The 13,322-nt window shown below is 76.1% G+C and carries 9 protein-coding genes; 2 read left to right on the forward strand and 7 right to left on the reverse strand.

Annotated features, from left to right (window positions below; translation table 11 throughout):
* Positions 1-334: 334 nt before the first annotated feature.
* The 4 genes from ACGFRB_RS03280 to ACGFRB_RS03295 are packed head-to-tail and all read right to left on the reverse strand — an operon-like array spanning position 335 to position 5,500.
* Positions 335-1,387, reverse strand: a complete 1,053-nt coding sequence (locus ACGFRB_RS03280; protein WP_393238319.1) for a DUF5914 domain-containing protein — start codon at positions 1,385-1,387, stop codon at positions 335-337.
* On the reverse strand, positions 1,384-2,493 hold the full coding sequence (locus ACGFRB_RS03285) for a phytoene/squalene synthase family protein (RefSeq protein WP_393238322.1): 1,110 nt from the start codon (positions 2,491-2,493) through the stop codon (positions 1,384-1,386). The genes ACGFRB_RS03280 and ACGFRB_RS03285 overlap by 4 nt, the downstream gene beginning before the upstream one ends.
* Positions 2,490-4,079 carry a phytoene desaturase family protein gene (crtI, locus tag ACGFRB_RS03290; RefSeq protein ID WP_393238325.1) on the reverse strand — a complete coding sequence of 530 codons (1,590 nt, stop codon included), beginning with the start codon at positions 4,077-4,079 and terminating at the stop codon, positions 2,490-2,492. Before crtI ends, ACGFRB_RS03285 begins: the two co-directional genes overlap by 4 nt.
* Positions 4,076-5,500 (reverse strand): polyprenyl synthetase family protein, encoded by a 1,425-nt coding sequence (locus ACGFRB_RS03295; RefSeq protein WP_393238328.1) that lies wholly within the window; start codon positions 5,498-5,500, stop codon positions 4,076-4,078. Before ACGFRB_RS03295 ends, crtI begins: the two co-directional genes overlap by 4 nt.
* Positions 5,501-6,019: 519 nt before the next feature.
* On the opposite strand from ACGFRB_RS03295, the gene ACGFRB_RS03300 reads away from it, so the two are divergent.
* Positions 6,020-7,210 (forward strand): lycopene cyclase family protein, encoded by a 1,191-nt coding sequence (locus ACGFRB_RS03300; RefSeq protein WP_393239413.1) that lies wholly within the window; start codon positions 6,020-6,022, stop codon positions 7,208-7,210.
* A gap of 153 nt (positions 7,211-7,363) precedes the next feature.
* Entirely contained in the window at positions 7,364-8,971 is a 1,608-nt protein-coding gene (locus ACGFRB_RS03305; RefSeq protein WP_393238331.1) for an FAD-dependent oxidoreductase, read from the forward strand.
* Between the two features lie 121 nt (positions 8,972-9,092).
* Here the strand turns inward: ACGFRB_RS03305 and ACGFRB_RS03310 are convergent, their stop codons facing one another.
* From ACGFRB_RS03310 to ACGFRB_RS03320, 3 genes are read right to left on the reverse strand one after another with little or no spacing between them, the layout of a single operon-like run.
* A complete protein-coding gene (locus tag ACGFRB_RS03310; RefSeq protein WP_393238334.1) occupies positions 9,093-10,475 on the reverse strand; it encodes a cryptochrome/photolyase family protein in 1,383 nt (460 codons plus the stop codon).
* Positions 10,476-10,480: 5 nt separating this feature from the next.
* Positions 10,481-12,277 (reverse strand): SDR family oxidoreductase, encoded by a 1,797-nt coding sequence (locus ACGFRB_RS03315; protein ID WP_393238337.1) that lies wholly within the window; start codon positions 12,275-12,277, stop codon positions 10,481-10,483.
* Positions 12,270-13,244, reverse strand: coding sequence for an RNA polymerase sigma factor (locus tag ACGFRB_RS03320; RefSeq protein ID WP_393238340.1), 975 nt, complete (start codon positions 13,242-13,244; stop codon positions 12,270-12,272). Before ACGFRB_RS03320 ends, ACGFRB_RS03315 begins: the two co-directional genes overlap by 8 nt.
* Between the last annotated feature and the right edge of the window lie 78 nt (positions 13,245-13,322).

Consider the following 13,322-nt stretch of genomic DNA (forward strand, 5'->3'; position numbering starts at 1 on the left):
GACGGCGGACCGGCGGCGGATCGGCGGCGCCCCGGCGGTCGTCCGTTCCGGTGGCCGGGGCTGCCCGGCCACCGGGGGCGGGCCCTGGCCCCGGGGCGTCCAGGGCTTCCTGGTCCCGGGGCGGGGTGGGGCTGACCATCCCGGGATGCCAGGGGCGGCGGTTCGTGGCCGGTGTCGCCGTGCGGGCCGCCCGCCCGGGAGCCCGAAGAGGCCTCGGTCACCGCTCCGGCCTGGGACTATGCGAACCCGATGAGAATTCGGATCCCCCGTCTCCCGAGGGGCGATGGGCGGGTCGTGCGGATGAGGCGGGGGACGGCGCGTCGCGGCGACCGGCTCAGCCCGGGAAACGGCCCGTGGAGCGCAGACTCCAGCGCCGCTCGGCGTAGGCCAGGTCGTCGCGCCACAGACGCCCCGCGGTGGCGCGGAGTAACGGGGCCAGCAGCGGCTCGGCGCGGCGTACCACCGGGAATCCGCGCCGTCCGGAGGTGGCCAGGACGGCCTCCACCACGGCGGTGCGGGGCCTGCCCAGTGCGTCGGTGCCGAGCGGGGTCGCGTGGGTCTCCACGACGGAACCCTCCCCCTCGCCCTCGACGATCCGCATGACGACGGTACGCGGGCCCGGCGCGGTGAACTCCGCGCGGACGGGCACGACAAGGCGTCCGCCGAGCCGGAAGGACACGTCGACGACGAACGCGTCGGCGTGGCCCGCCGCTTCGGCCGCTCCGGCCTCGGCGCTATCGCCGTCCTCGTCGGGTCCTGGGGCGCTCACCACGGTGAGGTCCGCGAAGGAGTACGGGTGGAACCAGGCCCCGTGCCAGGGATCGAGCCGGTTGGCGACCACGTCCTGCGGCTCGCAGCGGCCCGTCCCCGTGTACACGGCCGTCAGTGCCCGGCCGGTCGCGGGGCGGTCGGGCACCCGCGGCGCGTCGGTGGCCTCCTCGCCGCCCACCTCGTCCAGCCGGACCCACAGCAGCACCCCGTCGTCATGGGCGGGCCAGGGTGTCCAGCCCGCGAACGGCCCCCCTTCGAGGGCCAGTCCGTGCCAGTGGCACACCAGGGTGCCTCGGCACACCGGGCTGTCCCGCAGCGGTGCGCCCAGATGCGGGCACACTCCGGGTCCGGCGACGAGGCGTCCCCGCGCGTCGCGCCACAGGACCACTTCGCGGTCCGCGACGACACGGCCCAGCGGCCGGTCCGGGCGCAGTTCGCGGGTGGCTCCGACGACGTACCAGTTGCCGCTCGCCCGGGCCTCCGCCCGGGCGAGGGCGGCCGCGATCAGCGCGGGCCGGGCGTCGCGCCAGGCCGGCCGCTGCCGCTCCCAGGAGACGGGGGCCCGGCGCAGGCGCACCGGCAGGCGTTCGCGCCGGGGCGGGAGGGGGCGGGTCACGAGACCTCCCCGGGAAAGGAGTTCGGGCCAGGGTGCCCGGTCGCGGCGGGCCGCGTCCCGCACCGGGCTGCGAGGCGGGCGGTGGCGAGGCGCAGCAGGCCGTCGGCGGCGACGAGGGCACGGCGCCCGCCGGGTACCGCGGCGCGGCGGTGCAGCACCGTCCAGCCGTCGGCGGCGACGGCGTCCAGGATGCCGCCGTACAGTACGAGCGCCGTACGGACACAGGGGCGGGCTACGGGCTGGAGCAGTGGCACACCGGGCGCGGCTCGCCGGTACGCGGACCGGGTGAGCGCCGCGAACTCCCGCAGGGCGGCGACCACTCGGGCCTCCGTACGTCCGCTGTCCCGGCAGCGGCGCAGCAGACTCCGGTCGACCCGGTGGGCGGCGAGCAGGTCCTGGGGCAGGTAGATCCGGCCCCGGTCGAGATCCTCCCCCACGTCCCGCAGGAAGTTGGTGAGCTGGAAGGCGACGCCGAGTTCGGCCGCGTACGGAGCGGCGTCCGCCCGGGGCACCACGGTGCCGAGGACGGGCAGCAGTTGCAGCCCGATCACGGCCGCCGAACCGTGCATGTAGGCGCGCAAATCGTCGTAGGAGGCGTATTCGGTGACCGTCAGATCGCTGCGCATGGCGGTCAGGAAGTCGGCGAAGTGCCGGTGGTCGATGGCGTAGCGGCGGCTGGTGTCCGCGAGGGCGACGACCGCCGGTGCGACGCCGTGTCCTCCGGTGAGCCCCCGGGTGAGGTCCTCGCTCAGCCGGTCGAGGGCCGCGGCCCTGCGGGCGGTCCCGGGGGCCCCGGACGGGCCGGGGACACCGACGGGAGCGGCGCGGCGGGCCACTTGGATGCCGCGGGCCCCGAGCCGGTCACGCGAGGCACTCGGGTCACGCGGGTCACGGGCATCGAGGGCGTCGAAGGCGTCGACGATGTCGTCGGCCCAGCGGGCGAAGCCGTACAGGGCGTGCACGGCGGGGCGCCGGGCCGGGGGCAGGAGACGGGTGGCGAGGAAGTACGTACGGCCGTGCCGGGCGTTCAGCACGCGGCAGTGGCGGTAGGCGGCCCGCAGGACCGGGTCGGTGATGCCCGCGGCGTTCAGTTCGCGTGCCGTCATGGCCGGACCTCCGTGACGACCGGCGCTCCTGGTCCGCCGGAGGCCGCGCGCGGGCGGGATCCGGGCCGGGAGCCGGGGCGTCGGCCGGGGCCTGGGCCTGGTCCGGGGCTGCCGGTGATGCGGGCCGCGGCCAGTTTTCCGGACAGCAGGACGGGGGGCACGCCCACGCCCGGTGTGGTGCCGCAGCCCGCCAGGACCGCGTTGGCGGTGCCTCGGACCAGGTTGCGGGGCCGGAACGGACCGGTCTGGGCGAAGGTGTGGGAGACGGAGAACGGGGTGCCCGCCGCGAATCCCTGTCCGGACCAGTCCGCCGGGGTCACCAGGTGCTCGGCCTCGATGGCGGAGGCGATGCCCGCGAGGCCCCGGCGGTCGAGTTCCCGCAGCAGGCCGTCCCGGTAACGCGGGGCCAGGTCCGTCCAATCGGCGCCGCCGGGGCCGATGGCGGTGTTGGGGCAGGGGGCGAGGACGTAGTGCAGATGGCGGCCCGGCGGGGCGAGCGCCGGGTCGGTCGTGGTGGGCCGGGTGATCAGCAGGGAGGGATCGCTCATCAGCTCGCCGGTTCGGGTCAGTTCGCGGAAGACGGACCGCCACGCGTTCCCGAAGGACAGGGTGTGGTGGGCCAGTTCCGGCCAGGTGCGGTCGCAGCCGGCGTGCAGGACGACGGCCGACGGGGCGTGGGCCAGGCGTACCGGGCGGCGCGGGGCGCGGCCCAGCAGTCGGTAGGCGACCGGGAGTTCGGGGGTGAGGACGACGGCGTCGCAGGGGACTCGGCCCTGGTCCGTCACGACGGCGGTGATCCGGTCGCCCCGGCGTTCCAGGCGGGTCGCCCGTTCGCCGTAGCGGAAGACCGCCCCGTGCTCGGCGGCGGTGTCGGCCATGGCCCGGGGCAGGGCGTACATCCCGCCACGGGGGAAGTACACCCCGGCGACCGTGTCCATGAAGGCGATGACCGCGTACGCGGCAAGGGCCCGTTCGGGTGACACACCGGCGTACAGGGACTGGAAGGAGAAGACCCTGCGCAGCCGTTCGTCGCGCAGATGGCGGGCGACGCGGGCCTCCCAGCGGCCGAATCCGCCGAGCAGGGCGAGCCGTACCAGATCGGGAGTGAGCAGGGAGAACGGCGAGTCGAAGTCGGCGTCGAGGAAGCGGCCCCGCTCCGCCTGGTACAGCCGGCCCAGCCAGTCGCGCAGCCTCCGGTACCCGGCGGCTTCGGCCCCGCCGGCGAAGCGTTCGACCTCCGCCTCCATCGCCTCGGCGTCGGTGTGCACGTCGAGGGCGCTGCCGTCGGCGAACCGGGCCCGGTAGGCGGGCCGCACCGGGATCAGTTCCACCCGGTCGCGCAGGGCGGCGCCGACCGCGGCGAAGGCCTCGTCGACGATGTCCGGCATGGTCAGCACGGTGGGGCCGGTGTCGACGAGGTAGCCGCCGAACTCCAGCCGCCCGGCCCGGCCGCCGGGGCGGGCGTCGCGCTCGATCACGGTGACCCGGCGGCCCGCGCCGAGCAGATGCAAGGTGGCGGACAGCCCGGCCAGACCGGCGCCGACGACCACGACGTGGTCGGTGGGGCCGGTGACGGTCCGGGTCACCGGCCCGGCTCCGAGCCCGTGCCGGTCAGGACGGAGTCCGGGGCCGGAGGCCGGCCCGCCGCGCCGGAGGGATCCGGCCGGCCGGGGGCCCGGCCCTGGGCACCGGTGATCTCGGCGAGCAGCGCCCGCAACCGGGCCGCCGCGGACGGTTCCGGTGTGTGCGGTGCGGGTGTATACGGTGCGGATTCATGGGGTGCGGATGCGTACGGTGCCGGGCCGGGCCGGGCGGGATCGGCAGGAGGTGCGGAATCCGCCGGTGGTGCGGGGTCGTACAGCGGTACGGGATCGTGCGGTGCGAGGCCGCCCGCTCCTGGTGCGTGTGGTGCCGGCGTACGGGGCGTCAGCGGGTACGATGCCGGATCGCGCCGGGCCAAGGGCCGTGGGCGTGCGGCCGGGTCCGGGGGCGTCTCGTCGTAGAGGCGCAGACACCGCTCGGAGAGCCGGGCGATCCGCCTCTCCACCAGATCGCGGGCGCCGGTGGCGACCACCACGTCTCGTACCTCGCCGAGTTCCTCGTCGGTGAGGTCGGCGCGGCCCCGCGCCTCCTCCAGCACGCGCAGCGCGTACCGGTCGCCCGCGGCGGCGACGAGCCCCCGGGCCACGGCCAGTGGGTAGGCCGGCTTGCCCTCGCGTACGTCTCCGCCGGAGGGCTTTCCGGTGGCGAAGGGGTCGGCGAAGAGATCGTCGAGGTCGTCCCGGAGCTGGAAGGCCAGGCCCGCGCAGCGGCCGGCCCGGCGCAGCGCCCCGAGGGTGTCGGGGCCGGCTCCGGCGAGCACCGCGCCCAGTTCGACGGGGCGTTCGACGGTGTACCGCGCGCTCTTGAGACAGGCGGCCCGCACGGCCCGGACCCGGGTGCGGTCGGCGGTGGCCTGCCCCTGGAGGTCGAGATACTGGCCGGCCGCCATCTCGGTCCGCAGCGCGGCCCACACATCCTTCAGCCGGTGCGCGGTGTCCCAGGAGAGCGCCGGATCCAGCAGTGCGCCCGTGAACGCGTCGTCCGCCCAGGCCAGGGCGAGGTCCCCGGCGAGCACCGCGGCACCGGCGCCGAGCCGGTGGGCGGCGAGCGGCGACACCGTGACGGTGTACTGACGGGTGACGTCCGTGTGCAGCGCGGGCGCGCCCCGGCGGGTGGACGCCCGGTCCATCAGGTCGTCGTGGACCAGGGCGCACGCCTGGAGCAGTTCGAGGGCCGCCGCCGTCCGCAGTACCGCGGCCACCCGGGTGTCGTCCCCGCCGCACGCGCGGAAGGACCACCAGACCAGCAGGGGGCGGATGCGCCGGCCGCCGGCGGCCGTGAAGCGGGCGACGCGCTCGGCGATGTCGTGTGCGAACACCGGATCCAGTGCGCGGCAGTCGCCGAGGCGGCCGGCGAGCAGGGCGTCGAGTTCCCGGCCTACCGCGCCCGGCACGTCCTCGTCCACCGCGCGCGCGGTGACCGGTGCCTGGGCCGCGGCCGGACCCGGGGTCTGATCCGGGGCGTGAGACGGGGCGTGAGACGGGCCCGGGCTCGGAGTCGCGGCGGGTTCGCCGGGTTCCGGGGAGCGGTCCGCCGCGGGCGGTCTGCGGAGCGGATCCGCCGAATGGCGGCCACTCGCCTGGTCGATACGCATCGCGGGTCCTCTCGCCGGTGGAGCCGGGCTTCGCGCACCGTGCTCACGCTGGTCGTGCTTCCTTCTCCGCGACACATTCCGTATGGAGGGCCTCGGCGGATGCGCTGTCCGGTGGATCGGCGGCGACGGGGGTACGCGGCGGGCTCCGCCCGCATCCGATCGGGCCGGCCGGCGGGAAGAAGGAACGGGACCCGAACCACCACCCCGACTGGCCCCGGACCGCACGGGCGAAACCGGGAAGAACACCGGACGGGTCGGGACCGGGCCGGGACCGGACCACGGGCTGGAGACGGAGGTACACCGGACGTGACGCCAAAGACGGACGGGGAGATGGAATCGGATGTCGCCATCGTCGGCGCCGGGGCCGCCGGACTGTCGCTCGCCCTACGGCTCGCCCGACCGCCCGAGGCGGCCCACCAGGTGACGGCGGTGCTGCTCGCGGCGCCGCCGGGGCCGTTCCGCGCGCCCCGGCGTACCTGGTGCTACTGGGAGACCGGCCCCGGGCCGTACGACGAGGTGCTGTCCGCGAGCTGGCGGCGGCTGCGGGTGCGCTCGCACGACGGGCGGGCGGTCGACCGTGGCATCGCGCCGCTGCGGTACAAGATGCTGTCCTCCGCCGCGTTCGAGGAACTGACGGGCAGAGCGCTCGCCGGCAGCCCGCACGTACGGACCGTCGAGGCCGTCGTCGAGCGGATCGAACCGCTGCCCGGGGGCGCGCTGGTGCACGCCCGCCGGGCGGACGGCGGCCAGGTGCGCGTACGGGCCCGGTGGGTGTTCGACTCCCGCCCGCCGCGTGTTCTGCCGCCCGCCCGCACGACGCTGCTCCAGCACTTCCGGGGCTGGTTCGTCCGGGCCCGCCGGCCCGTGTTCGACACGGCCGCCGTCGAACTGATGGACTTCCGCACCCCCCAGCCCGCGCACGGTCTTTCGTTCGGCTACGTCCTGCCGACCGGCCCGTGCGAGGCGCTCGTCGAGTACACGGAGTTCTCCCGCCGTCCGCTCGGCCAAGGCGCCTACGACCGGGCGCTCGGGGAGTACACCGGGCGGGTGCTGCGGATCGGCGACCACGAGGTCACGGCGTACGAACAAGGGGTGATCCCGATGACCGACGCGGTCTTCCCCCGAAGGAGCGCCGCGTCCGTCTTCCGGATCGGGGCGGCGGCCGGTGCGATCCGGCCCGCGACCGGGTACGCCTTCGGCGCCGTGGGCCGGCAGACCGCCGCGGTGGCCGCCGCGCTGCACACGGGACGGCACCCGCTGCCGCCGTGCCCGCACCCCGCCCGCTCACTGCTGATGGACGCCGTTCTGCTGCATGCCCTCGACCGGGGCCGGATCGACGGCCCGGCCTTCTTCACGCGTCTCTTCACGCGCGTGCCCGCCGGCCGGCTGCTGCGTTTCCTCGACGGCCGCACCAGCCTGGCGGAGGACCTGTCCATGGGCCTGCACGTGCCCGTACCCGCGATGCTGCGCTCGGCCCTCGGCCTGCCGTTCGTCCCGCGACGCGGCCCCGACACCTCCTGAGACTCCCCCTCACGCCCCTTCAGGCCGTCCCGACACCGACCCCGGAGATGCCATGTCCGCACCGCACACCCCCGATCCGGCCCCCGTCCTCGTCCGGTTCGCCCCTCGCCCAGGGTTCGTCGCGCTCGTCCGGCGCTCCGGGCGGGCGGCGCGATGACCGGCCCGGCCGGCCGGTTCGCCTCCGGTATCTCCAGGACGCGGCCGGGCCGGGACCGGCGCGCCCGGCTGCTGCCCGCGTCACCCGGCGCCGCCCGCGCGGAAGGGAGCGGCGCGCCGCGCGCGATGGTCGTCGGCGGCGGTATCGCGGGGCTGACCGCCGCGACCGCCCTGGCCGAACGGGGGGTGCGCGTCACCCTCTGCGAGCGCGAGGAGCAGCTCGGCGGACGGCTGGCGGGATGGCCCACCCGGCTCGCGGACGGGACCACGGTGACGATGAGCCGTGGCTTCCACGCCTTCTTCCGGCAGTACTACAACCTGCGTGCCCTGCTGCGCCGCACCGACCCGGGTCTGGACCGGCTGACCGGACTGCCCGACTATCCCCTGGTCCACTCCGACGGCCGGCGGGACGGCTTCCGGCGCGTGCCGCGCACCCCGCCGCTGAGCGCGCTCGGATTCGTGGCGCTGAGCGACTCGTTCGGCCCGCGCGACCTGCTCCGAATGCGGCCGGGCGCGGCCCTGCCACTGCTCGATGTGCGGGTGCCCGCGGTGTACGACCGGCTGGACCGCATCAGCGCGTACGACTTCCTGGAGTCCGTCCGCTTTCCGCCGGCGGCCCGGCATCTGGCGTTCGAGGTGTTCTCGCGCAGCTTCTTCGCCGATCCCCGGCAGTTGTCGGCGGCGGAGATGGCGCTGATGTTCCACATCTACTTCCTCGGTTCGGCCGAGGGCCTGCTGTTCGACGTACCCCGGGAGCCGTTTCCCCAGGCCTTGTGGGACCCGCTCGCGGCACGGCTCGGCCGGCTCGGCGCGCGGCTGCGCACCGGGACCCCGGTGCGGGCCGTCTCCGTCCGCCCCGAGGGCGGTTTCACGGTGGCCTCGGAGGTGGACGAGGAGCCGTACGACGCCGTCGTGCTCGCCCTCGACCCGGCCGGTCTGCGCTCTTTGGTGGCCCGCTCCGGCGGGCTCGGGGACGCGCGCTGGCGCGAGCGCGTGGCGCGGCTGCGGACGGCGCCCCCGTTCCTGGTCTCCCGCCTGTGGCTGGACGCCCCCGTACGGGCGGACCGGCCGGGCTTTCTCGGCACCAGCGGCCATGGCGCCCTGGACAACGTCAGTGTGCTCAGCGCCTGGGAGGGCGAGGCCGCCCGCTGGGCCGCACGCACCGGCGGTTCGGTCGTCGAACTGCACGCCTACGCCCAGGCCGGTGACGCCGACCGGACGACCGTCCCGAAGGAGCTGCTCGGCGAACTGCACCGGGTGTACCCGGAGACGCGGCAGGCCGGGGTGGTCGACGCCCGGCACGAGTGGCGGTCGGACTGCCCCCTCTTCCCGGTCGGCGGTCACGGCGACCGGCCCACGGTGGACACCCCCACCCCCGGACTGGTCGTCGCGGGCGACGCGGTCCGCACCGGGCTGCCGGTGGCCCTGATGGAACGGGCGGCCACCAGTGGTTTCCTCGCGGCCAACACGCTGTTGCGCCGGTGGGGGCTCGCCGGGCACCCGTTGTGGACGGTTCCGGACCGGGGGCGTTCGGCGCTGCTGCGCTGGGCCGCGGCGCGGGGCGGGGACGGCCGCCGACAGAGGGCGGGCGGAGGCGGAGGCTGACCCTGGGCGGAGGCGGCGGTCGGCGGGGAGCGGTTCCGTCGTCGTACCGGCCGCCGGTGAGTCGGCCGCCGTCCACCGCCGCTCGAAGCCGCTGCCGGTCAGCGCCCGGGCCGGGTGCCGGTCAGGGCCGGGTGCCCCGGCGCCGGGCGTGGCGGAAGCGGTCGAGTCCGTCGGAGAGGGAGACGATCGGGTCCGGGTAGTCGAGGACGGCGCGTTCCTCGTCGGGAAGGCGCCACGGTGCGTGCACCGAAGGGGCACGGAGCCCGGCGAGTTCGGGAACCCAGCGGCGTACGTAGTCCCCCTGCGGGTCGTACTTCCGGGCCTGGGCAAGCGGGTTGAGGACCCGGTTGGGACGGGTGTCGTTGCCGGTGCCGGCCATCCACTGCCAGTTGAGCTGGTTGTTGGCGAGGTCGCCGTCGACCAGCCAGTACAGGAAGTGGGCGGCCCCGATCCGCCAGTCGACGTAGAGGGTCTTGGTCAGGAAGCTCGCGGTGAGCAGCCGGGCCCGGTTGTGCATCCAGCCCTCGTGACGCAGTTGCCGCATGGCGGCGTCGACGACGGGGTAGCCGGTGCGGCCCTCCCTCCAGGCGTCGATGTCGGCGCCGGCGGTGTCCTCGGACCGCCAGTGGTCGCCCTTGGTGCGGTAGTCGGCGTGGGCGGCGTGCGGCCGTGCGGCGAGCACCTGGCGGTGGAAGTCGCGCCAGGCGAGCTGCCGGCCGAACGCCTCGGCGCCCGCGCCGCCGTGCCGCCGTGCCCGGTGTACGAGTTCCACCGGGGACAGGGTGCCGAAGTGGAGGTGGGCCGAGAGCCGTGAGGTGGCGTCGGCCGCCAGGTCGTCGCGCGTCGTGTCGTACGAATCCAGGCCCCGGCGCCAGTAGGCGGTCACCTCCGCGCGGGCCCGGCTCTCGCCGCCGGGCGGCAGGCCCGGGGACGTCGCCGCTCCCCGTCGGCCCGCGGGGAGCCTCTCGCCGCGGGCCGTGCCGGGCACGGGGACCGTGCGCGGGGCGCCGTACACCGGCCTCGGGGGCACCTGTGCCCAGTGCCGGTGGTACGGGGTGAAGACGGCGAAGTGGTCGGAGGCGGCCGGGGTCAGCAGGCCGGGCGGTACGACGGTGGTGACCGTGTCGTGTACCGACAGCCGGCGGCCGTCCCGTTCCAGGGCCGTGCGCAGCCGCTCCTCGCGGCGGGCCGCGAACGCGCTGCACTCGGCCGCCATGTGGACCTCGACGGCGTCCGTCCCGGCCGCCACCCGGCACACCTCCTCGGCCGGGTCGCCGGAACGGACCACGAGCCGGCCGCCCCGCTCGCGCAGCGCGGTGTCCAGGTCCGCCAGGCAGTCGTCGAGGAAGGCACGCCGGTTGGGCGCGGCGAATCCGGCGGCCTCGACCGCCGGGTCCCGGACGAACAGCGGGACCACCGCGTCGGACGACTCCAGGGCGGCCCGCAGCGGCGGATGGTCGTGCAGGCGCAGATCGGCGGTGAACAGGACGACGGACACGCGCATGGGCGTCAGCTTCTTCCGGAGGGGGGTCGTGGACCGGTGCGGGCGCCGGGGTTCCCGGTCCGGTCGGGGGACGCGGGCGCGCCCGCGCCGCGCCGGTCCTTTGCCGGTGCCGCGTGTTCGGCGGCGCGCACGATGTTGCGGGCCATCCCGCCGAAGACCAGGGCGTGGAACGGCCGGACGCTCCACCAGTAGGCGTGGCCGAGCAGCCCGTGGGGGTGGAACAGGGCGCGCTGCCGGTAGCGGACGGGCCCGCTCGTGCTCTGGCCGGGAGCGCTGTCCCGGCCTTCCGCCCGGCCGGCACCGCCCCACCCACTGTCACCGCCGGTGCCGGTGCCGGTGCCGGTGCCGGTGGCGGTGCCGGTGGCGGTGCCGGTGGCGGTGGCGCCGTCGTCGTCGCAGACCCGCATCTCCAGCCAGGCCAGGCCCGGCAGACGCATCTCGGCGCGCAGCCGGAGCAGCCGGCCGCGTTCGATCTCCTCCACCCGCCAGAAGTCCAGGGAGTCGCCGACCCTCAGCCGGTGGGCGTCGCGGCGGCCCCGGCGCAGGCCGACGCCGCCGGCGAAGCGGTCGAGCAGGCCGCGTACCGCCCAGGCGAGCGGGAAGGAGTACCAGCCGTTCTCGCCGCCGATCCCCTCGACGACCTCCCACAGCGCCCGGGGCGAGGCGGCGGCCTCGCGTTCGCGGACGTCGGTGTAGAGGCTGCCGCCCGCCCAGTCCGGGTCGGTGGGGAGCGGGTCGCTGGGCGCGCCGGGGACGGAGGCCGAGGACCAGCGGGTGGCGACGCCGGCCTCGCGGACCCGGCGCAGGGCGAGGGCGACGGCCCGGTCGAAGGGCAGGGGGTGGCCGGGCGGGTTCGGCACGTACCGCTCGATGTCGTTCTCGCGGCACACCACCTCGTACCGCAGGGACTCGGTGAGGGGCCGGGCAAGGGAGGCCGGGACCGGGGTCACCAGGCCGACCCAGTGGCTGGACAGGCCGGGGGTGAGGACGGGCACGGGCAGGATCACCCGCCGGGGCAGCCCGGCCGCGGCGGCGTAGCGGCGCATCATGTCGCGGTAGGTCAGGACCTCGGGGCCGCCGATGTCGAAGGAGCGGTTCACGTCGCGGGGCAGGTGGGCGCAGCCGGCCAGCAGCCGCAGGACGTCCCGGACGGCGACGGGCTGGATCCTGGTGCGCACCCAGCGAGGGGTGACCATCACGGGCAGCCGTTCGGTGAGATACCGCAGCATCTCGAAGCTCGCCGAGCCGGACCCGATGATCACCGCGGCGCGCAGGACGGCCGTCGGCACTCCGGAGGCGAGGAGGATCCGGCCGACCTCGGCACGGGAGCGCAGATGGGGTGACAGCTCCCGTTCGGGTACGGATCCGGGGGTGAGCCCGCCCAGGTAGACGATGCGGCCGACGCCCGCGCGGCGGGCCTGGGTGCCGAAGACGCGGGCGGCGGCGCGGTCGGTGTCCTCGAAGTCGTGCCCGCTGCCGAGGGCGTGGACGAGGTAGTAGGCCACGTCCACGCCGGCCAGCGCCCGGGCCATCGAGGCGGCGTCGGTCACGTCTCCCCGGACCGTCTCGACCTGCCCGGCCCACGGTTGGTCGCGCAGTTTGTCCGGCGTACGGGCCAGAGCGCGCACCCGGTGGCCGCGCGCCAGGAGTTCCGGCACCAGTCGGCCGCCGATGTATCCCGTCGCACCGGTCACCAGACAGGTGAGCGGGGTGCCCGCCGGGCGGTGGTCCTCCGGGGTGCCGTCGCGGCCCGTCGCCGCCTCCTCGGGCCGCCGGGTACCCGGAGCGTCGTCGTCACGCATGCTCGTCTCCTCCCTCGTCCCCTCCCCTGCCGTCGTCCGTCACCGGACAGCCTCGCCCGGTCGCGGCGAGGCCGCGCGTCCCGCCGGCCGGCGGAGTCCGCGTCTCCAGGCTGTGCCGCAGCCGGTCCAGCCCGCGCCGGGCGTGGCTCTTGACCGTTCCCAGCGGCCAGCCGGTGGCGTGGGCGATCTGGGTCTGCGTCATGTCCTGGTAGAAGGCCAGGCGCAGCACGCGGCGCTGTGGTTCGCTGAGACCGTCCAGTGCGTGGGCGATCACGATCCGGTCGAGGGCGCGCTCCGGGTCGTCCTCCGGGGCGAGGACCGGGACGGGCCGCAGTCCCGCGGCCGCCACGGCCAGTTCGGCACGGCGGGCACGAGCGGCCAGCGCGTCGGCGATCTTCCGGCGGGTGATGCCGACCAGCCAGGCGGAGAAGGTGCCGCGCTCGGGTGTGTAGCCGCTCCGGCCGCGCCAGGCGGCGGTGAACACCTGTTGGACGACGTCCTCGGCCTCGCGCGGGTCGCCGAGCGCCTGCCGGGCCAGCCCGTGGACGAGGCCGCTCCAGCGGGTGTGCAGGTCGGTCCAGTCGTCGGTGGGCGTGCCGGGCCCGGGCGCCTGAGCGGCCGGGCCGGCTCCGGAGACGTCCTCTCGAACGCCCGTGCCGGTGCGCGTACGAATGCCGGTGCGGGAGCCGGTGCGGGTGACGGCGGGGGCGTCGCTGGAGTACGTGCGTACGACGGCACCGGAGTCGTGGGCAAGCGCGTCCGTGTGCACGCCGCCGACGGTATCGATGGCGTCGGCGATGTCGACGGCAGTGCCGGTCCGTGTCTTCGGCGGCATCGGCGGCATCGGTCTCTTCGGCGTCTTGCGCGGGCCGGTGGCGGGTGACGGGGCCCGCCGGGCAGTCCCGCCGCTGGCGAGCGGCGGGGCGGGAGCGGCCGGGGCGTCCTGACCCGTCGTGAAGGGATTCACGGCATCGCCTCCTTGCTCGGCCCCGGTGCGCGACTGCCGTCCCGAAGCCGGTCCGTCGCACCGGAACGGCTCGCTCCG

The organism is Streptomyces sp. NPDC048718 (assembly GCF_043198875.1).
Classification (GTDB): Bacteria; Actinomycetota; Actinomycetes; order Streptomycetales; family Streptomycetaceae; genus Streptomyces.

Bases quoted from the DNA above. Each gene is read 5' to 3' on its own strand.
- ACGFRB_RS03285 (WP_393238322.1), bottom strand. From the start codon at position 2,493: ATGACGGCACGCGAACTGAACGCCGCGGGCATCACCGACCCGGTCCTG.
- ACGFRB_RS03300 (WP_393239413.1), top strand. From the start codon at position 6,020: ATGGAATCGGATGTCGCCATCGTCGGCGCCGGGGCCGCCGGACTGTCG.
- ACGFRB_RS03305 (WP_393238331.1), top strand. From the start codon at position 7,364: ATGACCGGCCCGGCCGGCCGGTTCGCCTCCGGTATCTCCAGGACGCGG.
- ACGFRB_RS03310 (WP_393238334.1), bottom strand. From the start codon at position 10,475: ATGCGCGTGTCCGTCGTCCTGTTCACCGCCGATCTGCGCCTGCACGAC.
- ACGFRB_RS03315 (WP_393238337.1), bottom strand. From the start codon at position 12,277: ATGCGTGACGACGACGCTCCGGGTACCCGGCGGCCCGAGGAGGCGGCG.